The 22,575-nt window shown below is 62.3% G+C and carries 15 protein-coding genes, 1 tRNA gene and 1 pseudogene; 8 read left to right on the top strand and 9 right to left on the bottom strand.

Annotated features, from left to right (window positions below; genetic code table 11):
• Nucleotides 1-24: 24 nt before the first annotated feature.
• The 5 genes from phbB to ABT375_RS08410 all read left to right on the top strand — a co-directional run bounded on the left by phbB (nucleotide 25) and on the right by ABT375_RS08410 (nucleotide 5,230).
• Complete coding sequence (gene phbB, locus ABT375_RS08430) at nucleotides 25-747, top strand: acetoacetyl-CoA reductase (protein WP_224547356.1); 723 nt, start codon at nucleotides 25-27, stop codon at nucleotides 745-747.
• A complete protein-coding gene (locus tag ABT375_RS08425; RefSeq protein WP_416464737.1) occupies nucleotides 747-1,043 on the top strand; it encodes a ribbon-helix-helix domain-containing protein in 297 nt (98 codons plus the stop codon). Before phbB ends, ABT375_RS08425 begins: the two co-directional genes overlap by 1 nt.
• 62 nt (nucleotides 1,044-1,105) lie before the next feature.
• Nucleotides 1,106-3,562: a TonB-dependent receptor gene (locus tag ABT375_RS08420; protein ID WP_416464736.1), complete on the top strand. Its 2,457-nt coding sequence runs from the start codon at nucleotides 1,106-1,108 to the stop codon at nucleotides 3,560-3,562.
• A 198-nt stretch (nucleotides 3,563-3,760) separates the two neighbouring features.
• Nucleotides 3,761-4,531: an energy transducer TonB gene (locus tag ABT375_RS08415; RefSeq protein WP_416464735.1), complete on the top strand. Its 771-nt coding sequence runs from the start codon at nucleotides 3,761-3,763 to the stop codon at nucleotides 4,529-4,531.
• A 15-nt stretch (nucleotides 4,532-4,546) separates the two neighbouring features.
• A complete protein-coding gene (locus ABT375_RS08410) occupies nucleotides 4,547-5,230 on the top strand; it encodes a Fe2+-dependent dioxygenase (RefSeq protein ID WP_224547348.1) in 684 nt (227 codons plus the stop codon).
• Nucleotides 5,231-5,484: 254 nt separating this feature from the next.
• Here ABT375_RS08410 and ABT375_RS08405 read toward each other — a convergent pair whose 3' ends face one another.
• The 4 genes from ABT375_RS08405 to ABT375_RS08390 form a co-directional block, all read right to left on the bottom strand.
• The gene (locus ABT375_RS08405) at nucleotides 5,485-6,351 is read right to left on the bottom strand and encodes an FAD:protein FMN transferase (protein WP_224547347.1); all 867 of its coding nucleotides are present in this window, start codon (nucleotides 6,349-6,351) and stop codon (nucleotides 5,485-5,487) included.
• Between the two features lie 110 nt (nucleotides 6,352-6,461).
• Nucleotides 6,462-7,349, bottom strand: coding sequence for a DUF4198 domain-containing protein (locus ABT375_RS08400; protein ID WP_416464734.1), 888 nt, complete (start codon nucleotides 7,347-7,349; stop codon nucleotides 6,462-6,464).
• Nucleotides 7,350-7,362: 13 nt separating this feature from the next.
• Nucleotides 7,363-7,896 carry a DUF2271 domain-containing protein gene (locus tag ABT375_RS08395; RefSeq protein ID WP_416464733.1) on the bottom strand — a complete coding sequence of 178 codons (534 nt, stop codon included), beginning with the start codon at nucleotides 7,894-7,896 and terminating at the stop codon, nucleotides 7,363-7,365.
• A gap of 12 nt (nucleotides 7,897-7,908) precedes the next feature.
• Nucleotides 7,909-8,553 (bottom strand): PepSY-associated TM helix domain-containing protein, encoded by a 645-nt coding sequence (locus ABT375_RS08390; RefSeq protein ID WP_416464732.1) that lies wholly within the window; start codon nucleotides 8,551-8,553, stop codon nucleotides 7,909-7,911.
• Nucleotides 8,554-8,841: 288 nt separating this feature from the next.
• On the opposite strand from ABT375_RS08390, the gene ABT375_RS08385 reads away from it, so the two are divergent.
• Complete coding sequence (locus ABT375_RS08385; protein ID WP_416464731.1) at nucleotides 8,842-9,825, top strand: VacJ family lipoprotein; 984 nt, start codon at nucleotides 8,842-8,844, stop codon at nucleotides 9,823-9,825.
• Nucleotides 9,826-9,895: 70 nt separating this feature from the next.
• Here ABT375_RS08385 and ABT375_RS08380 read toward each other — a convergent pair whose 3' ends face one another.
• Together ABT375_RS08380 and ABT375_RS08375 are read right to left on the bottom strand one after the other, a co-directional pair.
• Entirely contained in the window at nucleotides 9,896-14,560 is a 4,665-nt protein-coding gene (locus tag ABT375_RS08380) for an NAD-glutamate dehydrogenase (RefSeq protein ID WP_416464730.1), read from the bottom strand.
• Between the two features lie 313 nt (nucleotides 14,561-14,873).
• Nucleotides 14,874-16,184 carry a hypothetical protein gene (locus ABT375_RS08375; protein ID WP_416464729.1) on the bottom strand — a complete coding sequence of 437 codons (1,311 nt, stop codon included), beginning with the start codon at nucleotides 16,182-16,184 and terminating at the stop codon, nucleotides 14,874-14,876.
• Nucleotides 16,185-16,377: 193 nt separating this feature from the next.
• On the opposite strand from ABT375_RS08375, the gene ABT375_RS08370 reads away from it, so the two are divergent.
• Together ABT375_RS08370 and ABT375_RS08365 are read left to right on the top strand one after the other, a co-directional pair.
• Nucleotides 16,378-16,453, top strand: a tRNA-Thr gene (locus tag ABT375_RS08370).
• A gap of 46 nt (nucleotides 16,454-16,499) precedes the next feature.
• Nucleotides 16,500-16,827 (top strand): annotated as a pseudogene (locus ABT375_RS08365) (integrase core domain-containing protein); the annotation flags it as partial.
• Between the two features lie 298 nt (nucleotides 16,828-17,125).
• On the opposite strand, the gene ABT375_RS08360 reads toward ABT375_RS08365, so the two are convergent.
• The 3 genes from ABT375_RS08360 to ABT375_RS08350 form a co-directional block, all read right to left on the bottom strand.
• Nucleotides 17,126-18,904, bottom strand: coding sequence for a glycosyltransferase (locus ABT375_RS08360; RefSeq protein ID WP_224547341.1), 1,779 nt, complete (start codon nucleotides 18,902-18,904; stop codon nucleotides 17,126-17,128).
• Nucleotides 18,905-18,910: 6 nt separating this feature from the next.
• Nucleotides 18,911-21,181 carry a glycosyltransferase gene (locus ABT375_RS08355; protein ID WP_416464728.1) on the bottom strand — a complete coding sequence of 757 codons (2,271 nt, stop codon included), beginning with the start codon at nucleotides 21,179-21,181 and terminating at the stop codon, nucleotides 18,911-18,913.
• 195 nt (nucleotides 21,182-21,376) lie between these two features.
• Nucleotides 21,377-22,486, bottom strand: a complete 1,110-nt coding sequence (locus ABT375_RS08350) for a hypothetical protein (protein WP_224547339.1) — start codon at nucleotides 22,484-22,486, stop codon at nucleotides 21,377-21,379.
• Nucleotides 22,487-22,575 lie beyond the last annotated feature (89 nt).

Below are 22,575 nucleotides of genomic sequence, written 5' to 3'. Positions count from 1 at the left end.
CTGTTGCAGGAAGAGGACGCTGATATGTCGAGAGTGGCGATTGTGACCGGCGGAACGCGCGGCATCGGCGAGGCGATCAGCCTGGCGTTGCAGGAGATGGGCTATACCGTCGCCGCCAACTATGCCGGCAATGAGGAGAAGGCGAAGGCCTTTACCGACAAGACCGGCATCGCGACCTTCAAATGGGACGTCGGCGATCATCAGGCCTGCCTCGACGGCTGCGCCGCGGTGACCGAAGCGCTCGGCCCGGTCGACATCGTCGTCAACAATGCCGGCATCACCCGCGACGGCGTGCTGGCCAAGATGAGCTTCGACGACTGGAACGAGGTGATGCGCATCAACCTCGGCGGTTGCTTCAACATGTCCAAGGCGACCTTCGGCGGCATGCGGGAACGCGGCTGGGGGCGGATCGTCAATATCGGCTCGATCAACGGCCAGGCCGGCCAATATGGCCAGGTCAATTATGCCGCCGCCAAGTCCGGCATCCACGGCTTCACCAAGGCGCTGGCGCAGGAAGGCGCCAAGTCCGGCATCACTGTCAATGCGATCGCGCCCGGCTATATCGACACCGACATGGTCGCCGCCGTGCCCGCGCCGGTGCTGGAGAAGATCGTTGCCAAGATCCCGGTCGGTCGCCTGGGCCAGGCCAGCGAGATTGCGCGTGGCGTCGCCTTCTTCTGCAGCGAGGAAGGCGGCTTCGTGACCGGCAGTACCCTGTCGATCAACGGCGGCCAGCACATGTATTGATGGTGACGGGCGACCCTGCCGATAGCCCGGAAGGGCTGGAAGGGTCGCCCTTCGCGCCGCCGGTCAAGCGGAGCGTGACCATCGCCGGGCATCAGACCGCAATCAGCCTGGAACCGATCTTCTGGGACGCCTTGCGCGCCCATGCCACCCGACACAATCTCCCGATCAACGCGCTGGTCGCCCGCATCGACGCGGCGCGGCTGGCCGTGCCGCATCCGCCCAATCTGGCCAGCGCCATCCGCTGCTGGCTGTTTGCCGATACATTTTGCGACAAAGATAAGAATTATTCTCAATAGCGTTGACTATGAGAAAGACTCTCAATAGCAGGCCCTCAACAACCAAAGGGGGATCTGCGAACATGCCGAAGTCCGGGAATATAACGTCCTTTCTGGCGCTGAGCTGCGTCGGCGCAATGGCCTTTGCGACGACTGCGGGCGCGCAGGAAGCTGGAAAGGGTCCGCGGCTGGGCGGCATGACCGTCACCGACACCGCGATCGATGAATCGGCGATCAAGGTGGAAAAGGCGGAATCGCCCAAATATACCCGGCCCCTGCTCGACACGCCGCAGACCATCACCGTCATCGGCAAGGAAACCATCCAGCAGCAGAATCTGCTCACCCTGCGCGACGTCCTGTCCACCGTGCCCGGCATCACCTTCGGCGCGGGCGAGGGCGGCTTCGGCTATGGCGACCGCATCATCCTGCGCGGCCAGGACGCGAAGAATGACGTGACCGTCGATGGCGTGCGGTCGGGCGCCTTCCTCAACCGCAACGAAGTCTATAATATCGAGCAGGTCGAAGTCACCAACGGCGCCAATTCGGTGATGAACGGCGGCGGCTCGGTCGCCGGCACGATCAACCTCGTCACCAAGCGGCCGCTGGCTGACGACCAGACGATCCTGAACGCGGGCATCGGCACCGACAATTATCACCGCGCCACGATCGACGCCAACCAGCGCGTCAACGACCTGATCGCGGTGCGCCTCAACGCCGTCTATCACAAGAATGACGTGCCCGGCCGCGACGTCGAAAATTACGAGCGCTACGGCTTTGCCCCCGCGATCACCATCGGCATCGACGGCCCCACCAGCCTGACGCTGCAAGGCGAATATCTGCACGACGACGCCATGCCCCAATATGGCGTGCGCTATTATCCGCGCGAGGGCGGCTTCCTGAGGGAATTCGACCGGTCGGGCTATTATGGCTTCGCCAATCTGGACCAACAGAACAGCAGGACGCGCTCGCTCCAGGCCATCTTCAGCCATGCGTTCAGCGACACGGTGAAGATCCGCAACCTGACCCGTTACGAACATATTCGCCAGAACACGATCACCAGCCAGCCCAACGGCACCTTCTGCCTTGCCTCCACGGGGCTTCAGCCGCCAGACGTCAACACCGGGATCGGCGCGGCCTGCACCACCACCGTCAACGGTGCGAATTTCACCGTACCGGCCGGCTATTATCTGCCCACCGGCGGCCGCGGCGTGCAGCGTTTCATCAACAACACCACCGCCTATAACCAGATCGACCTCAGCGCCGATTTCGACACCGGCGGGATCGGCCACACGCTGGTGCTCGGCGCGTCGGCGATGTGGGAACAATATCGGCAGGAACAGGGCGCGCTGCCCCGCAACGCCGATGGCTCGACCCCGCTCTTCCCGTTGGTCAGCATCGCCAACCCCGGCGACATCGTCCAGGGTCCGGCGGGATACACCTATGGCAACAACGACTATAATGGTCCCATCAACTTCATCCGCTCGGCCCGGTCGCTCGGCGAGCAGACCAGCTATGCCGCCTATCTGTTCGACACGATCAAGTTCAGCGACTTTTTCGAGATCAACGGCGGTCTGCGTTATGAAAATGTGAAGGGTCTCAGCCGCAGCTTCGCCTACAGCACCGCGGTCGACGCGACGCTTGGCCAGTTGACCAGCGTGACCAACCCGCCGCGCACCGACGACAATCTCTTCTCCTATCGCATCGGCGCGGTGGTGAAGCCGACGCCCGACACCAGCCTCTATGTCGCCTATGGCAACAGCAAGCTGCCTTCGAAAGCCTCGGTCGACGGCACCTGCACCGTGGCCAATGCGGCGGGCGGCAGCGGCACCTGCTTCGTGAAGCCGGAAACCACGAAAAATTACGAGATCGGTGCCAAGGCCGACCTGTTCGACAGGAAGCTGCTGCTGACCCTGGCCGCCTTCCGCAACGATCGCGACCAGATCAAGGTCGTCTCGGGCGATCCGACCCTGCCGGACCAGGCGACCGACGGGCATCAGCGGGTCGAGGGGATTTCCTTCGGCGCGTCGGGCAATATCACCGGCAACTGGACGATTTCTGCCAATTACATGTATCTGAAATCGAAGATCAAACAGGGCGTTTCGGATTACTGCCTCGCCCATCCTGGGGCCACGGACCCGGCGGCCGGCACCTGCGCCAACAGCCCGGCCTTTCCCGATCCGACGGCCGGCTATGCGCTGACCAACACGCCCAAACATTCGGGCAGCCTGTTCACCACCTATCGCTTCGCCTTCGGCCTCGAACTGGGATATGGCCTCACCTATCAGGGCAGGTTCTTGCTGAACCAGCCGACGCTGGCCCAGCTTACGGCTGGCACCTATGTCGGCTATCATGTGCCGAGCTACACCATCCATCGTCTGATGGTGAACTATCCGATCACCCCGAACCTCAAGGCGCAGGTCAACGTCCAGAACTTCACCAACGAGAAATATGTGACGACGGTGCGCAATGCGATTGGCGGAAGCTGGGCGCAGCCTGCGCCGACGCGGTCGGCCGTGTTCAGCCTGAACTATCAGTTCTGATGCCCGCCCTTTCCCCGGTCCGATGCGGCCGGGGACGCAGGACGGGCGGCGATTTATCCGACCGCAAAGGCCCATGCGCTCCGGGTGGCCGCCCGTCTCATTCATTCTCCATGTTTCTCTGCAAACATCGCAATTGATTCGCATTAGTCTACAGGCTATCGGCAAATGCTACGGGGTCACGCAAGGGAAGACACTGTCATGTTGCAGGCGGCGAGCCAGCCAATCGACGATTATGATGCGGTTTCGGAGCAGGCGAACACTTCCGCTTCGGTTGCGTCCAGGTCGTTCGAATCGTCGGCGACATCGCCGGACGATCGCTATGGCGCGCGATCCCGCCCCAATATCCCCGCCATTGCGGCCATCCTTGTCGTCCACGCGCTGTTGATCGGCGCCCTGATCCAGGTGCGTAACCATGTGCAACGGGCGGAAATCGCCAAGCTGACCGTGGTGAACCTGTCGCCGCCGCCCCCGCCGCCGCCCGCAGCGGAAACCCCACCGCCGCCGCCTTCCGCGCCGCAAGTGGTCGCGCCGCCGCCGATCGTGCAGACGCCGGTGCCGCCGGTGCAGATCCAGACATCACCCGAGCCGGTTCCGGCGCCGACGCCCGTACCTGTCACCGTGGCCGTGCCGGGACCGCCCGCACCCGTCACCGCGCCGCCTGCGCCGCCCAGCATGGTGCAGGGCGGCGACCTCGGCACGCAGATGGTTGCGGGCAAGCCGCCGCGCTATCCGATCGACAGCCGCCGCAAACATGAGCAGGGGACCGTGGTGCTGACGATCACGCTCGCCGTGGATGGCGGCGTCGAAAGCATCGCCGTCAGCCAGAGCAGCGGTTTCGCCCGGCTCGACAATGCCGCCAGGGATGCGGTCAAGGGCTGGCGCTGGAAGCCCACCATCCGCGGCGGACAGCCGGTCCGCGTGCGGGGCGTGGTCGAAATCCCCTTCATCCTGCGCACCGATGCCGCCTGACGGACACGCTTTTCCATGCTGATTGCCATACCCGACCTGATCGATGCCGCCGGCGTCGCCGCTATTCGCGCCGTCATCGATGCTGCGGACTGGGTGGATGGCAACATCACCTCCGGCCATCAATCGGCGCTGGCCAAGCGCAACCTGCAATTGCCCGAAGACTGCGACGCGGCCCGGCAGGCGGGGCAGATGGTGCTGGATGCGCTTGGCCGGTCGCCGCTGTTCATAGCCGCCGCGCTGCCGCTCAAGATATTCCCGCCCTTGTTCAACAGCTATGCCGGCGGGCAGAAGTTCGGCGTGCATGTCGACAATGCTGTGCGCATCCAGGCGGGGACGGGTTTTCGCGTGCGCTCCGACCTGTCGATCACCGTCTTTCTGGAAGAACCCGACGCCTATGATGGCGGCGAACTGACGATCGAGACGCAATTCGGGGTGCAACAGGTGAAGCTCCCCGCCGGCCATGCGGTGCTCTATCCTTCTTCCTCGCTGCACCGGGTCGAGCCGGTGACGCGCGGACGGCGCGTGGCGAGCTTCTTCTGGCTCCAGTCGATGGTGCGGGACGATGGCGCCCGGCAGATGCTGTTCGACCTCGACCGCAGCGTCCAGGGCGTGGCAGCGGCCATGGGGCAGGATCATGACGAGGTCATCCGCCTGACCGGCGTCTATCACAACCTCCTGCGCCGCTGGGCCGACGCCTGACGGGGAACGGCCTTTTTCGGCCATATCCCTCTGGGATGACGGAGGAAAGCAGACAGTCCGCTAACCACCCGATCCTGCCACCCGTCTCTGTCCTACATCGCCCGATTCCGCTATGGCTTCGGGCGGCTCCTTCCCATCGTCAACGCCCCTCAGCCGCCAGCCGGCACCCGCTGGCGGCAAAGTCGCGCGCAAAAATTCGCCATGCGCGATATGCATGAAGTTCCGGAAATTCCGGCGCCCGCGCCCGGCCCCGGTCACGCCAGCATCGCAGCCAGCGCGGGGGTCATATATTCCTGCGCGCCACCATCCGTGCGCAGCACCAGCCGGGCGGCGAGATCGTGGCGGGTGGCCAGCGCCATGCCCCGATCCGGCCCCATCACGGTGATGGCGGTGGCCCAGGCATCGGCCAGCATGGCGCTGTCGTGCAGCACGGTGACGGAGGCGACGCCGGCCGCGATCGGGGCGCCGGTCGCGGGATCGATACTGTGGGACAGGCGCGCGCCATCCTCGATGCGGAAACGGCGATAGTCGCCCGAAGTCGCGACCGACAGGCTGCACAGCGCGATGCGCAGCTTGGGGACGGCCAGGTCGGGCGGCGCTTCGACATCGACCCACCAAGGCTGAATATCGGGCTTGACGCCCTTGCCGCGCAGCTCCCCGCCGATCTCGATCAGGAAATTGGCGACGCCCATGGCGCGCAACTGCGCTGCGGCTGCATCGACCGCGAAGCCCTTGGCAATGCCGGAAAAGTCGAGCGCGACGTCGGCAAGTCGGCGGGCGCGATCGTCTTCGACTTCGATGCTCGTCCAAGGCGCGGGAACGGTAGCTGACGTCGCGGGCTGGAGGCCGGGGCCGAAACCCCATCGGTCCACCAGCCGACCGATCGCGGGATCGAAGGCGCCGCCGGAGCGGCGGGCCATGTCCAGCCCGGCGCGCAACACCGTCAGCATGTCGGCGGGGAGCCGCATCCATTCGCCCACGGCCAAGCGGTTGAAGCGACTGATCGCGGAATCCGTTTCCCAATTGCTCATCTGGTCGATGACGCGCGCCAGCACCGCTTCGATGGCGCTTTCGCAGCGCGCGGGCGGATCGACGACTTGCGCCGACCAGCTCGTCCCCATGGTGGGTCCACCATATGGGACGATAGCGCCCCTGCGCTGTCGCCCGACAAAATGGTCAGGCGACAGGCCGGGCGCTATCGCGATGCGGATACCGTGGGGATTGGCCGGGTTCAGGGCGCCAGCACTTCCAGCGTTGTGATATAGGCGGCGCGCCGCTGCGGCGGGCCTGCGGGCGCCTGCGGACGGGGCGCTGGCGGCGCGCCTGCCCCACCCGCGCCACCTTCGCCGCCCGGACCACCGGGGCCGCCTTCACGACCGCCGCCGATGCTGGCGTTCAGCCAGTATAGGCCCGGCTGCGGCCAGGTGACGGCGACCTTGCCGTCCTTGTCGGTGGTCAGGTCGATCTGGCCCAGCGCATCCCGGTAACGAATGCCGCCGGGGATGACCGTGACCTTCAGGTTCGACGCAGGCTTGCCGTCGAGCAGGAACTGGAAGGTCGCGGCTTCGCCCGACACCAGGTCATTGGGATGGGTGACGGGGACCAGTTCGATGCCGCTGCCGGTCGGCTTGAAGATGGTGGTGCTGGGCGCGCCCAGCGTCACGAAAATCTCGTTGCGGTTCGACATTTCGGCCGTCTGCACGTCGGTCGCGCCGGCGGGGATGACGGTGGCCAGCTTGTCCTTGGTCGTACCGCGGGGCAGGCGTTCCTGCTTGCCGTTCAGCATATAGCTGCCCATCACGCCGGTCGAGACGCTGGCGATGCGATAGGTGCCGGGCTTGGTCAGATGCACGTCGAAGGTGGAGCGATAACGGCCCTTGGCCGCATTCTCGATCTTGCCCGTCGCGCCGTCAGGCTCCGTCACGACGATATTGTCGGTCTGCATCGGGAAATGTTCGAAATAGAAAAGGTCGTTGGACACGGCGGCGTCGACCGTCACCCAGCTGTCGGTGCCTGACAGGGTGGTGGAGGAGGGGAGCATCCACTGACGATGCGCCTGTGCCGAGCCGGAGACCATCAGGACAGCGAGCGCGCCCGCGATGAGAAATCTGCTTTTCATGGTTTAATCCCTGTTATTTGCCGAAAGTGAGGGCGATAGCGCCCAGTTCGCTGCTGCCCTGCACCTTGACGGTCGCGCCGGGCTTGGGCGGCCAGGCGAAGGGCAGGCGCAACACTTCGCGTCCGCCCACTTCGCGCGCCGCCTCGACGATCAGCGTGTAGTTGCCGGGGCCGAGCGCGCCCAGCGGCCCCTTACCGGCGGTGAAGGCGATCTTCTGTTCGCCCGGCGCGCGCGTCGCGCCGGAAACGCCGTCGGCCGGGAAGCTGAGCGACCGGCCCGATGCGCGCCACCACTGGCGCACGTCGCGCAGCCATTTGGTGCCTTCGCCTTTCGCCTTGTCGACATCATACCAGACCGACAGGGTGCGGGGGGCGGCACCCTCTTTCTCGATCCAGATGGCGACATAGGGCCGATGATATTCGGCGACCGACAGGCGCGGGATATTGACGCTGAGATTGAGCGTCTGCGCGATGGCGGGCGTAGCCGCGGTTCCGGCCGCGCCGAGCGCCGCCGCGCCGGTCAGAGCCAGACGATGGCTGATCTGCATGGTTGATCCCCTTTAATGGATGAAGATGATGGCGAGTAGCGCCGGAAGCGCGAGGCCGATCGCAACCAGCGGCCAGGTGCTGGGCCGCTTCTTGGCGTGAAGCTGAAGCAGCACCAGCCCGGTCAGCGCGAAGACGAAACAGGCGATCGAGAAGATATCGATGAACCATTTCCACACGCTGCCCGCATTGCGCCCCTTGTGCAGATCGTTCAGATAGCTGATCCAGCCGCGACTGGTGCTTTCGCTGGTGACGGCGCCGCTATGCCGGTCGATCGATACCCAGCCGTCGCCGCCGGGACGGGGCAGGGGCAGATAGATTTCATCGGCCGACCATTCGGCATTGCCGGCGCCTGCCTGTCCCACGGATTGTTGGACCCAGGCGGCGACGGGCGCGGGCAGGGGCTTTTTCACGTCGGGCGCGTCGTCGGCCGCGACCTGTGTCAGAAGGTCGGCGGGCAGGGTGGTGCTTTTCTCTATGGTCCGGGGCGATGCTTCGACATCGGCGGCATGGTTCAGGGTGATGCCGGTAAAGGCGAAGAGCAGCAGGCCGATCAGGCTGACGGCGGAACTGACCCAATGCCAGGTATGGAGCTGCTTCATCCAGAAGGCTTTGGCGCTCTTCTTTCTGGGCGACTGGATACGGGTGGTTCCATGCATGGGGTAGGATTGTTCCTGCGATATACTGCCCCTCGCATAACGAGAACGACTCGCAGTTGCAAACGAGTCGCAGCAGGAATTTTGTATCAAAATGTATAGGGTGGCCGATCGACTGCGGTGAGCGGCCTCTTCAGACCGGTCTATGGCATGGCCTTGCTATTGACGATCATGGCCACCACCTCTAGCCGCACCATATGCCTGATGTAACACGGATTAAACATGTCCGGGACGTCACGGCTCTTGACGGCTGCGCGGGGGAGAGCGTGTGGCCGCTGCTAGGACATGAATATGCTATTGCCGGCCGTTGCTGCGGGAATGATGATGATCGGGACGCAGGCGGAAGCCGCCGCGCCGCAACTCGCTGTGGCCGCGGAAGTCGCAGCCGGGTCGCAGGATGCCGCGCCGTCCGTTCCGCCCGCCGATCCGGCGCCCGCGGCCCAGGCGCTCGCCGCACCACCTGATCCGCAGGGCGACGCGGCGCAGGATATCGTCGTGACCGGCGACAAGGGCGCGCCCAAGGGCGATCCGCTGGAGCAGCTTAACGCCAAGAGTTTCGAGGCGGTGCAGTCGGTCGACAAGGCGGTGGTTGAGCCGGTGGCGAAGGCCTATAACAAGGGCCTGCCGCGCCCGGTCCGCAAGGGGTTGCGCAACTTCTTCTCGAACCTGGGTGAACCGGTCGTGGCGGCGGCTTATCTGCTGCAATTCAAGCCGGGCAAGGCGTTCGAGACGGCGGGGCGTTTCGGCGTCAATACGACGCTGGGCTTCGTCGGCCTGTTCGATGTTGCAAAGCGCAAGCCGTTCAACCTGCCCCATCGCGACAATGGCATCGCCAATACGCTGGGCTTTTATGGGGTGGGGCCAGGGCCTTATATGTATCTGCCGATCGTCGGGCCGACCACGCTGCGCGATATCATCGGCGACACCGCGGACAAGATGATCCTGCCCTTCGCCTTGGGCGGCAAATTCTTCAAGCCGGCCTATGTCATTCCCGCGACGATCCTGAACCAACTGGGCGAGCGCGCCGCGTTCGACGAGACGATCACGGCGATCCGGAAAGAGGATGATCCCTACACCGTCTACAAGACGCTGTATCTGAAGCAGCGGCAGGCGGAGATCGACGCGCTGCATGGGCGGGTATCGGCCGAACCGGTCATCCCCATCTACGGCGACGCCATCCCCACGCCGGGCAAGAAGGACGCGCCCAAGGTCGTGTTGCCCGATCCTTATGGGGATGATGCCGACGAACCGCCTGTGGATGTGCCGCAGCCATAAGGCGCGACGTTGCCGGACGCCAATAGGGGCGCCATCCACGCTGGACGGCGCCCCTTTTTGTCAGTTGGAATCAGCGCCCCAGCAACCCGCGCGCTTGGCCCGCTATTTCGGCGAGCATCGCGACATTGGGCGTTGCGGCGGCCTTTGCGCGCTGGACCAGGGTGCGGAATTGACGGATGCGCGCACCCTTGGCCTGTAGCCAGTCCTCGACATGAATGGGGATGTCCTTGCCCTTTCCGTGCGCGAGGAAATCGAGCCGGACCTGCTGCATGTCGCGGGCGACGCCGGAAATGAGCAGCCGTTCCCACGGATCGGTCGGTTCCATGCGCGCGGCGGCGGACTGGACCCAGTCGATGCCGACCGCTTCGCCCAGATGGGTGAAGGCGCGGGTGAGCGCGACTTCGTCCACGCCCATGCGTGCGGCAAGGGCGGCGATGCCGACCGCGCCGTCGAGCTTGAACAGGCCCGCCGTGCGCAATGCCAGCGTTTCGGGCGCGCCGAGGCCGAGCAGCCGGTCGGTGACGGCAGCGGTGCGGCGTTGCGCCTCGCTGGTCAACAGGTCGTCGACCTGGGCAGCCAGGGTGCCGACGCCCTTGGACAGGCGGTCATGCCCTTCGCTGGGCAGCGTCCCGGCAGGCAGGGCGCGCAATATGTCGGCAATTTGCGCCCGCATGCCGCTGGCGATGTCACTGAACAGGGCAAGGCGGGCGCCTTCGGCCATGTCCGCCGCGTCGATATCCGCCCAGAGCGCGCGAATATCATAGAGCCGTTCGGCGATCAGGAAGGCGCTGGCAAGGTCGGCCATCGAACAGCCTTCTTCCTCCGCCAGTTCGAACGGATGGATGAGGCCGAGGCGATTGACGATGCGGTTGGCGACCTTGGTGGCGATGATCTCCTTGCGCAGCGCATGGGCGGCGATGGCGTCCGCTTCCTTCTTCTGCATCGCGGCGGGGAAGGCGGCCATCAGTTCGCCGGTCATGCTGTCGTCGGTGGCGAGGTCGCCATGCTCGATCGCATCCTGCAGCGCCAGCTTGGCGGTCGAGAGCAGCACGGCCAGTTCGGGCCGGGTCAGCCCCTGGCCGTCCTGTCCGCGGCGCAGCAACTGGTCGTTGGCGGCCAGCCCTTCGACCTGGCGGTCGAGCCGTCCGGTTTCCTCGAACGTTTCGATCAGGCGGACATAGGAGGCGAGGTCGGCCGCGCCGCCGGCTTCGGCGATAGAGAGGCCCAGCGCCTGGAGGCGGTTATCCTCCAGCACGATGTCGCCCACTGCGTCGGTCATGCTTTCGAGCAGCGCGTTGCGCTTTTCGAAGGGCAGGCGGCCCTCGATCATTTCCTTGTTGAGCGCGATCTTGATGTTCACTTCGTTGTCCGAACAGTCGACGCCAGCGCTATTGTCGATGAAGTCGGTGTTGATCCGCCCGCCATGCAGCGAGAAGGCGATGCGGCCGGCCTGCGTCGTGCCGAGGTTGGCGCCTTCGCCCACCACCTTGACGCGCAGTTGTTCGGCGTTGATGCGCAGGCGGTCGTTGGCGGGATCGCCGACATCGCCATGGCTTTGCGCTGCTGCCTTCACATAGGTGCCGATACCGCCGAACCAGAGCAGGTCCGCCGGCGCCTTGAGGATAGCGGATATCAGCGCGGCCGGTTCCATTTCCTTGTCGGTGACGTCCAGGACCGCCTGCATTTCGGGCGTCAGCGCGATCCGCTTGAGACTGCGCGAGAAGACGCCGCCGCCCTTGGAAATAAGCTTTTTATCATAATCCTCCCAGCTGGAGCGGGGCAGGGCGAACATACGGTTACGTTCTTCCCAACTCTTCGCCGGATCGGGCGTGGGATCGAAGAAGATGTGGCGATGGTCGAAGGCGGCGACCAGTTTGATGGCCTTGCTGAGCAACATGCCGTTGCCGAACACGTCGCCCGACATGTCGCCGCAGCCAACGACGCTGACCGGCTCGCTCTGCACGTCGACGCCCATTTCGGCGAAGTGGCGCTGCACGCTGATCCAGGCGCCGCGCGCGGTGATGCCCATCGCTTTATGATCATAGCCGTTGGAGCCGCCGCTGGCGAAAGCATCGCCCAGCCAGAAATCGCGGTCCAGCGCGATCGCGTTGGCGACATCGGAGAAGGTTGCGGTGCCCTTGTCCGCAGCGACGACGAAATAGGGATCGTCGCCATCATGGATGACGACCTGGGCCGGATGCTTCACCTTGTTCTTCACGATATTGTCGGTGATCGACAGCAAGGACCGGATGAAGATGCGATAGCTTTCGGTGCCTTCCGCCAGCCAGGCGTCGCGATCGACCAGGGGGCTTGGTAATTGCTTGGGATAGAAACCGCCCTTCGCGCCAGTCGGCACGATAACGGCGTTCTTCACCCGCTGCGCCTTCATCAGGCCCAGGATTTCGGTCCGGAAATCGTCGCGCCGGTCGGACCAGCGCAGCCCGCCGCGGGCCACTGGACCGGCGCGCAGATGGATGCCCTCCACGCGGGGGGAATAGACCCAGATTTCGCGCCAGGGGAGCGGCGCGGGCAGGCCGGGGACCAGCGCGCTATCCAGCTTGAACGCCAGCGCTTCCTGCGCGGCGGGCGCGTAAAAGTTGGTCCGCAGCGTGGCGGTGATGACGGCGCGCAGCAGACGCAGCACACGGTCTTCGTCAATCGCTGTGACCTGTTCCAGGCCCGCCTCGATTTCCGCCTGGGCATGGGCGATGCGGTCGGCCGCACCATCCTGCGTCGCCGGATCGTGCAACGCCTCGAACAGGATGATGAGGTTGGCGGTCACGCCCTGCGCCTTGCGCAGCGTTTCGGCGAAGGTCGCCATGCCATAGGCGACGCCGGTCTGGCGCAGATAGCGATAGAGCGCACGGAACAACACGACCGATCTCGGCGACAGGCCGGCTGTGACGATCAGTTCGTTAAACCGGTCATTTTCCGCCCGGCCTTCGAGCACCTGGGCGATCGCTTCGGTCACGACGTCGGCGCGGACGATGACGGCCTGCGCATCGCCACCCGCGGGCAGTTCCAGCACGAAACGCTGGACATGGCCGAGCGTGCCGCCGTCGATCGCGGTTGTCATTTCCTCGATCACGCGGAAGCCGAAATTCTCGAACACCGGGACGACTTCGGACAGGGCGACGGTATGGCTGCTGTAGAGTTTGAGCCGCAGCCGTTCGCTGCTGTCTTCCGGATTGCGGTAGATGCGGATCGATTTGTCGCCTTCACCCGACAGGCCGTGAAGCAGGCGGATGTCGATGGCAGCCTCGGCCGGGCCGGCGCCGTTGCGATAGGCGAGCGGAAAACCGGGCGCGAAGCGCTGGGCCAAGGCGGCGGCGCGACCGCCTTCCTCGCTTTCGGCGAGCGCCTCCTCGACGGCTGGCACCCAGCCGCGCACCATCTGCTTGAGCTGGCGGTCGAGCACGGCGTCATCGGGCACCACGCCGCCTTCGCGCAGGTCAAGCGTGATGCGGAGCAGTGCAAGGCCGCCTTCTTCGAGCGCGATCGACCAGCTCAACACGGGGCCGTTCGCTGCCTTCGCCAGCATATCCTGCACCGCAACGCGGCGCGCGGTCGACAACTCGTCGCGCGGCAGCCACACGAAGGCATAGAGATGGCGGGCCAGTGCGCTGGTGGCGAGCGCCAGCTTCGGGCGTGGCCGGTCGGTCAGCGACATGAAGGTCAGCGCCAGCCGCTCCAGCGTGTCGCGGTCGAAGCCGATGGTGATGTCGTGCGGCAGGGCAGTCAGTGCATGGGCCAGCGTCTTGCCGGCATGGCCGACTGGATCGAAGCCGAACTTGTCCATCAGGGTCGAGAGCGCCGAGCGCAGCAGCGGCACCTTGTCCGGGGTCGCCGACAGGCCGGAGCTGGTCCACATGCCGGCGTGGATGGACAGCGCCTTGACCTCCTTGCCTTCGCGCACGGGCACGATGACGAGGTCGAGAAGCACCAGGCGATGGACGCGCGAGATGCGGCTGGACTTGATAATGAGCGGCGTGCGCTTGCCTTCCTCGAACCAGGCGAAGGCGGCTTCCAGCGAGGCGGGAGCGATCAGCGGCTTGTCGTGGCGGGTGCAGATGCCGAGCGGCGCGCTGCTGCTGCCGTCGCGCTTGACGATCTCATGGCCGGTCTGGGTGAAATGACGCGCCAGGAACCAGCGCAGCAAGGCCGCGCCTTCCTCGTCGGGCACGGCGTCCGCGTCGGCGCCCAGGGCTGCCTGCATCTTGGGCCAGTCCGCCACGGCGGCCCGCACATCGGCCAAGGTTTCCTGCAGAGCCTTTTCAAGCGCGCGGCGCGCCTTCGCGTCGGCGCGATCGGTTTCGACATAGATCATGGATTCGCGTCGCGCACCGGGCGTGTCGTCATCCAATATGGCGGAGAGGGCGCCATTCCCGTCGCGCGTCACCGACAGCACGGGATGGAAGAGGCGGTGGATGGTGATGTCGGCCGCGGCCAGCGCATTGGCGATGGAATCAACAAGGAAGGGCATGTCGTCATTGACGATGGCCAGGCGCATGAAGCGGCCATTGGCCCCTTCGCCCAACGTTTCGACCAGGATCGCCGCCTGTCCCGGCTTGCGGCCATTGGCTGCGCGTCCCAGGAAAGCGGCGGCGGCGGCCAGCGCGGCTGCGTCAAATCCCTCGCTCTCGCCCGGCAGGGCGCCCCGGCTGAGTGCGCCTTCCAGCGCCTCGCGGATGCTGTTGTCGACTTCCTTGTTCTTCGCTTCCGCCAGCGCCGTCATTCGCTCACCTCTCAACGCGGTTAAATCCGCTTCGATCATGAAGGAGGAGACGCTGGATCGCCGCCATACGACTCCTCGGCTTTCAGGGCGCCTATATGCGCCCGGCAGGGAGGCGGCTCAACCCTCGCGAGAAATAAAATTTCTGATTCTTGAAATTAAATGATGCAGCGCAATAAGGCCCGCGCGAAGCCTGCGGGACCTGCCATCGAGGCGACTATCGACCAGCCAGCGCCGCATGTCGAGCGTCGATGCGACGCCATTTGCGGCATTTTACCATGGATGCTGGAGGTGCCACAGCGGGAGATGCCGCGTGTCAGCGCGCGACGGCGCTGATTACCCGCTGGTTGAGGTCGCTATCCTCCGGAAGGGCGGCGACGATCGCCAGCGTCCCGTCGGCTTCGCGTCGGGCGATGACGACGGCCAGGCCGTCCGCATCGGTGGCGACCGCCACCGGATCGAGCGCCGCGGCCGCCTTGACCGCATCGCGCGCGATCCTGCGGCGATCGGGCTTGGCCGGCTTCTGCGACCGACGGAGCGCGCGCTCGTCGCGGACCAGGGCCTTGAGGCCCCCGGCATAGGCGGACAGATAGGCGGCGAGCGATCCGACGCTGAGCCGGGCCGCCAGCGCATGATCGAGCGCGGTAGCATATTCAGTGATGCGCGTCTTGTCATAGGTAGCGCCGAAGACCAGCTTGATGACGGCGGTCATGGGGCTGCGTGCCTGCGCCTTGATGCCATAATCATGCAGCAGTTCGGCATAGTCGTCGGGGCGGACCTGCGCGACCTGGGCGAAGTCGTAGGACAGGCTGACGGCGCGATAGAGAGCGGCATGGCTGCGTGCTTCGCTGATGCGCACGCGTGCGGCGCCGTCGCGGGCGAGCGCCAGCCAGTCGGCGAGCGGCGCGTCCTCGGTCGGGCATTCCATGCCGGCCAGGTCGAGTGCGTCGTCCTCATCCTCTTCGATGTCGAACGCCAGGCTGTTGCTCTGCTGGTCGGCAGCCGGCCCGTCGGCCCAGATGGGGGCGGCGTCGCGCGCGGCAGGTGCGCTGCGCATCGCCTCATCGACCTCAAGTTCCAGCGCGTCGGACAGGCTGCGGCTGGCCAGTTCCTTCCAGTTGATGACACCGAACACGAAGTCGATCGTCTCGTCATCGGAGGAGAAGGGCATCAATATACCGCGATACATGATCTCCGCGCCGCGCTGATTGACGAATTCGGCTTCGAAGCCGATCGGCGCGGCATTGGCGATGATCTGCAGATAATGGTCTGTCAGGCGCGACAGCAGCGAGCGGGCCGGAACGTCATCGATATAGTCGATCGTGCCCTCGATCTCGCATTCCTGGCGCAGCGCGGTGCCTAGATAGACGATGGCGGGATTGTCGAAGCCGACGCTGAAGTCGAGCAGCACCGCATGCGGGCCGAAATCCTCAAGCTGGTCGGGATTGAGGTCCTCGATCGAGGGCAGGGTGCGATCGCCCAGCAGCGACGCCCAATAATTATAGGCGCGCACCTGCATACGCCGTTCGTCGGAGATGACGGCGGGCGGCGTTTCGATCAGCGCGTCGCCGGCATAGTCGAAATCGTCCTCGTCATTGGCGGCGTCGTGCCCCCGCAGCGTGTCCATCCGATCGTCCTACTTTCAGGTCAAAATACTATTCCGGGACTCGACAGTGGCATGGGATGGTAAATTTCGTGTAAACAGGGCTGGCGTGATCGGGACCGGACGAGGCGGTTGCGCCAGGGTCGGAAAAAAGGCTCTGCGGCGGGAAATGTCCGCTTGTCCTTCGTCCCGTCCGCTGTTATCTGCCCGCCCCGACGCCGCTTTAGCTCAGTTGGTAGAGCACATCATTCGTAATGATGGGGTCACGTGTTCGAGTCACGTAAGCGGCACCAGTCCTTCAGTAGGAAATCCCTGAAATTCCTGGCGAAAGTGCCTGTCAAGGCCATGGACCGGATCGCATCGATACGCGGTGCACCGCGGACCATACGGGTGGATAATGGCCCGGAGTTTATCTCCAAAGCGTTGGATCGCTGGACTTCTCGCGGCTCGCGGCCTGGCAAACCGACCGACAACGCTTTCGTGGAGTCCTTCAATGGCCGTTTCCGCGACGAATGCCTGAACACCCATTGGTTCTTCTCTGGCAGATGCCAGGAGCAGGATCGACGCGTGGAGACGGGATTATAACGAGTGCCGTCCGCACACCTCCCTGGGCTGGCTTACGCCAGCCGAATTTGCTTCATCTGCCGGGGTTAACCCCGGCAGATGAAGGCCGGAGGCTCACATAATACCCGGACACGAAAGGGGGACCCTCACTCGACCCTTGGCTATCTCAGCCCCATAAATTCCGAACGGGAAGCTGGTGTAGCATGATTGAGCCTATCTCGATGTCCGCCAAACCGGCAACAGGCCAATCCGTACAGGGTCGATCGACCTTGCGTTCTGATGGTCCGCAAACGGCTCTTTCCCGTACTTCCGGTACTCGCCCACTTTGAGTAGGCTGCGCTCCGGGTCACATAAAACCATCATTCTCGGCTCGCCATCTCCTCAATGTCGACCGGTCCCAGCTAAACTGCCGCAACGTCCGGACGCGCCGTCCCCCAAAGCAATTTTGCCTCATCGGAATCCAGCAACTCGGGAACCAGCCAGGCGCGATCGGGGCCGGTTGAACGAAGCTTGTCGAGATAGTGCCCCATCCCTTCTTCATCGGCATCACGCTTTAACGCGAGCCGATAGGCGGTCCGAATATATTCAGAAGGGCTGAGTTGCCTATCCTGCATCAGCAGCAGCAACTCCACTCCAATGGCGCCGCTTTCTTGGGAGGGTTCTTCGTCTGAAAGCGGAGACTGATCTTCGACATGCAATCTGACGGCGTCTTTGAAAAAGGCGCTTGATTGCAGCCGGGCAGGCGAAAGTCGGACCTCGGATGTGTTGGTCAGATGAGAGACCAGGTTTTCTGTCCCGAGTTCCGCCCACTCGGCCAGCCAATAATTGACATCTTCCACCGACTGATCATGGTCAAATGGCAATTTCAGCAATGCTCGCATCGCTTCTGAACGCTTATGTTGGGCGGACCCGAAGCGGCTGGCGTAAAGGGTCGCCATCACGGCGCAATCCCAAGCATTTGGCTTGCTTCCGCCAGATGCCATGGAGGGCACCTGGGCGAGATTGGCTCGCGTGCTTTCGCCCCAACTGGCGGTTGGCTCCAGCAGTTGCGCAAATTGCACTTTCATGCGCGCAATATAGGCATGCCGCTCATATGTTGCGGCGTGTATCTCGACTGACTCCTGCCAAGCGTCGATGGGGAGGCGACCAAGGTCGCACAAGACTTCCTGCGACAGAATGGCGTCGCAAAATCCAACCAACGCCTCCGTCAGTTGATCGACATTGCCTGCAGCATGGGTCAGGCTAAAACCGCCGCCGACCTCCCGCAACGCTCCGGCATCCGAACAAATGACGGGTGTTCCCGACAGCAAAGCCTCAACGACCGGCATACCGAAACCTTCATGCATAGAAGGCAGCACGAAGGCATCCGAGGTCAGATATAATTGCCGTATGTCAGCCCGGTCCAGGTCGAACGCAAAGCTCACCTTCACGTTCTTCGGGAGATTGGCAGCCAGCAGCTTTAGATTTTCGATATATCCCTTTTCGGAAAACTGTCTTTTGCCGGCCAAGGTGAGATGGATCGGATGCGCAATGCGACCGTCCACATTAATCAGCGCTTCAAGTAACTGATCGACGCCTTTGCTCGACGCGAAGCGTCCGCAATAGAGAAGTTTGATCGGATCATCGCCGTCGGGTATCGCTTTGAGATGCGGCGAGATCGACGGCTGATTAGGCCCGAACAGCGGAACGACCTCGATGTCCAGGTCCATGCCATAGCCAGCGAGCTGGCGTGCCGAAAAATCCGATGCTGCGAATATCTTGTCGGCGGTCAGGAAATTCCCAATCTGCTGGTAGGATTGATGAATCAACCATTCCGCAGAAGGCGCGCAAAATTGCGGCTGCGTCACATTGTGGAAATATATCGCCATTTTTGCATTGCGCCGGGCGGAATGCATGGCGTGATGAATGTCGTTAAATATTCCAAAGTGGAAATAATATATATCGCTCGTTTTGAAATGATCGTCGTTGATCACTTCATCCAATGTATTGGTGATGCAAACGCGCGTATCATTCAGGTCAGATTCCCGGCAGAATATTTTTACATCGAAATTCCTGCGCGTTTCGGCGGACAGCGCATCGATCGCTTCGATGTCTGCAAGGATGGTTTCACTAATCGCATCGCCTTTGTTGACGATGCCCGAAATAATCGAAATGCGCGGAATATAATTATTGTACAGCATCGCGGCTCACCCTTGAGAAGAGGCTGGCGTGGTGGGTTTCAGCAGACTCAGCAGTTCCCCAAGCGTCTGATCGATGACGATTTCATTTTCATAGACCTGCAGAAACCGTTTGCGCGCCGCCTTGCCGATGCGCGTTCGCAGCGACTTGTCCATGACTAGCCGTTCCAGCTCTGCCTGAATGGCGGCACTGCTTTCCCGGGCGCAAAGTATGCCGGTCACTTCATTTTCGATGATGTCGCGCGCGCCGCCAATATCCAGTGCGACGACAGGCAACCCATAACGCATGGCTTCGATAAAGATGATGCCAAAGGACTCGTAACGCGACGGCACGCAGAAAATGTCGGCGTCATGATACAGGTCCGGCAAAGCCGCGTTCGGCAATTCGCCGTGAAACACCACATTGGTCTGGCCGGGATATATCCGTTCGAATTGCGTTCGCAAGCTGCGGTCGGGATCATCGGCATGACCATCCCGTCCGACTATGTCCACCTGAACATCGCCATGCTTGCGAACCAGACGAGCAACCGCCTCCAGGAAAAGATCGGTCCCCTTCCTCTTTTCGAGCCGGCTGACGTACAGAATTTTCACCCCGCCATCCCTTGTCGGAGCCTTTCGGGCTGGAGCAATTTCTGCGGACATGGACGGCGCGTCCTCGACGCCGTGGGGGGCATGAACGATCCTGACATCCGGTCCGACCTGAAAATCGTCACGAAGATGCTCTGCAGACGAACTGCTGTTCGCGTGAAACAGCCTGGCTGATCCGACATACAGATTTTCCAGCATCGTAAGCTCCTCGATCGTCGCCCGCGCCAGATTGCGGAACTCGATATCAGCGAAGCGACGAAAGGTCGTGTTCATGGAAACCACGGTGGTGAGGCGGCGGTCGAGTACGCAATAAAGCCCCTCCTGATCCCACACCGGCGCCACGACGAGGTCAATATAGCGATCTTGTCGCAAGCGCAGAACCTCGGCATGAGCCGCCTTGGCCCAGCCGATATTCAGTTTCGCAGCGCCTGATTCCAGATGGCCGAACACGTCCGCGACGTCGGAATCGATTCCATCATTCTGCAAGGCGTCTTTTGAGATATGACGGATCCACAGCCCGTCATGAAACTCCACCGATGAAGGGCCGTCCGTCAGCGTGATCAGGTGAGTTTCATGCCCGAGCCGGGCGAAACCGAGCGACAGATCCCAGATGTAACGCGCTATCCCGCCACCGCCCTTGCGGAAGTTGCCCCGAGAGATGAACACAAAGGTTTTGCGTCCGCCAGCAGGTTTTTGCGTCGGGAATGGCAATAATGCTTCGGGCTTCGCAGGCGTGATCTCCACCGATTTGCGGCTTTGTTTCAGCGCACGCTCCTTGCCATCATGCAGACCGCGTTCCACATCCCGCATGAAGGAATCATATTCCTTGCGGGTTATGCCGCCATGATCCAGCTGCCAGCGCGCACCGTCCCGCAATTCCTGCAGCCAGTCGTCGCATTGCGTAAGATAGTCGCTCAGCGATCCCCCGTTGCGTCGCCAATCGGACAAGCAGACATAATATTTATTTTTCACGACGGGATAGGGATGAGTCAGGAGTCGCCGCTCATCGCGCGTGATGCCTGGCGCAAACTGGTGATGAACTGACGCGCCTTCATTCAGGAAACGAATCTTCCGCCCGGTTTCTGAAATCCGTCGGCAAACCTCCGACTCGTCCAGAAAATATTCAATTTCCTCATCAAATCCGCCAATTTCCATCAACGCTTCCCGGCTGAAGGAACTGGAAGCACCCAGAATATGTGGGATCGTGTGCGCCCCAGCAAATTCGAACCCCCACAAGGGCGGCTGCGCTTCGAAGTTGGGGTTATAATATTTGTCGATGAGGAACGGGTTCATCTGCCACCGAAAACCGGTATGATCGTATACGCGCGTCCCTACGCCGCCAACCGCATCGTCTTTATATCCCGCGACAATGTTGGCGATCCAATCCGGTTCGGCGAAGGCGTCATCATCCAGGAAAAGGACCAGCTCTCCCGATGAGAGGTTTATACCAATATTCCGAGATTTCGAGAGATTTGCTTCGTCCAATTCACCGATAACGATGCGGCCGGAATATTTGTCGAGCACATCCACCGTATGATCCGTGGATGGGCCGTTAACTACTACGACTTCGAAGTTGGAATAGTTTTGCTGCTCTAGAGACTTAAGGGATTTTTCCAGCAACGTTGCACGATTTAGCGTAGAAATCACAACGCTGACCGATACTTCAGCGGTATGCAACTGTGGATTGGACATTGAAATCCCCGAGATTAGGACATTTTTGGACATAGCTGTGGGAGATGTTTGATTAATCGATCTTCCCCAACGACCGACTTACGACCCTGATTCGACGTTCATGTTACTCTTAACTGTATTGAATCGGTTGTCGAGTTGTCATTGGCTGGGCGCTTCGACGCTTCGATATGGGGCGAGGGATGACTTTTCATGGTCTCAGTCGAGGCGCTCGACCCCCAATTCCTTCGCCAGCAATCGGAGCACAGGCGATGCCTTACCCGAAGTCGATCGCCACTGCGGAGCATTGGGATATCCCACAGGATGCTGTTCTTCGGGTAGAAGAAAATAATAGAAAGACGGTTCAAAGGAAAATATTGTTGCTCGTCCTTCCAGCCCGCGTTTCATCCACTGGATGATTACGGATGAGGGGCAGCTTTTCTGATTGGCGCAGGTCCAGGATTGATCGGACAGGCCGAGCGCGTGAACAGTATGCCCGACCGCTGGGCGATATCGCTTTAACCAGCTTTGCCAGGCGCTGTCATTGGTTCGTGCCGCTTCGCCGGGCAGGTTGTTGGCGAATTGCAGGACGAGAAGGTCGCTATAGCGCCCCGAAGCCAGAAGCGTGGCCAGCTGCTCTTCTTGCGCGGTCGTCCCTTGATCCCACTTCCAGTCGGACCAGAGGATCATCATCCGATGGCGTCTGGCAAATTCGAAAAATGGCCTGATCTTCGACGGTTGGAGAATGTTCCGCTGACGTAGATTGCGTTGGAAGTGATCGCACCAGTCAACCCGGTTCGGCCCGGACCTGCTATCAAGGCACGCCTTAACCGTAAAATCCACCGCAGCTACTTCATGGAAGCGAATGCCAGCGAAATACGGCCCGATCAACGGATCGCGCTTTATCTGCTCCAATGCTTTCAAGGAGATGGCGAGCCCTTCATGCGGGATCGCATCGGCGCGCACGCGCGTGCCAATATTCCCGATGGCTATCACATCCGAAGAATAGACGTCGAGGATGAACCGCATCCGATGCCGTGCCGTCGCGGCCAGCACGCGCTTGAGCCTGTCCGTCCGTGCCGTCAATGGCGAATAGAGGGCATAGACCTTGTATTTGGTTTCGAAACTCTGGACCGTGTCTAGTGCCCGATCCAATCCGCCCAAATCCAGATTCTCGATTATGCCGTTGGGCATCCCCTGGTCGAGATTGAAGATGAGAGAAACGCTTTTCGGCTTCTCTTGCGTTGCTCCATTGGACGATGAGACCATGCTCAATGCCATCAAGGCGAGCAGGAACCGCCCATAATATCTGTGCATGAGGCTCTTCATCTCCATGTCCCATATGTCGGCGAGTGCCGTCGCATGGCGGTCATGGCAAATGCACCGTCAAACAAACCGTTGATCGACGCAGTGCGAGG

Origin of the sequence: Sphingomonas sp. VDB2 (genome assembly GCF_047946695.1) — a bacterium.
In the GTDB taxonomy this organism is placed as follows: Bacteria; Pseudomonadota; Alphaproteobacteria; order Sphingomonadales; family Sphingomonadaceae; genus Sphingobium; species Sphingobium bisphenolicum.
Note: the sequence above shows the minus strand (reverse complement) of the source record. Positions and strands in the feature narration are given on the sequence as shown.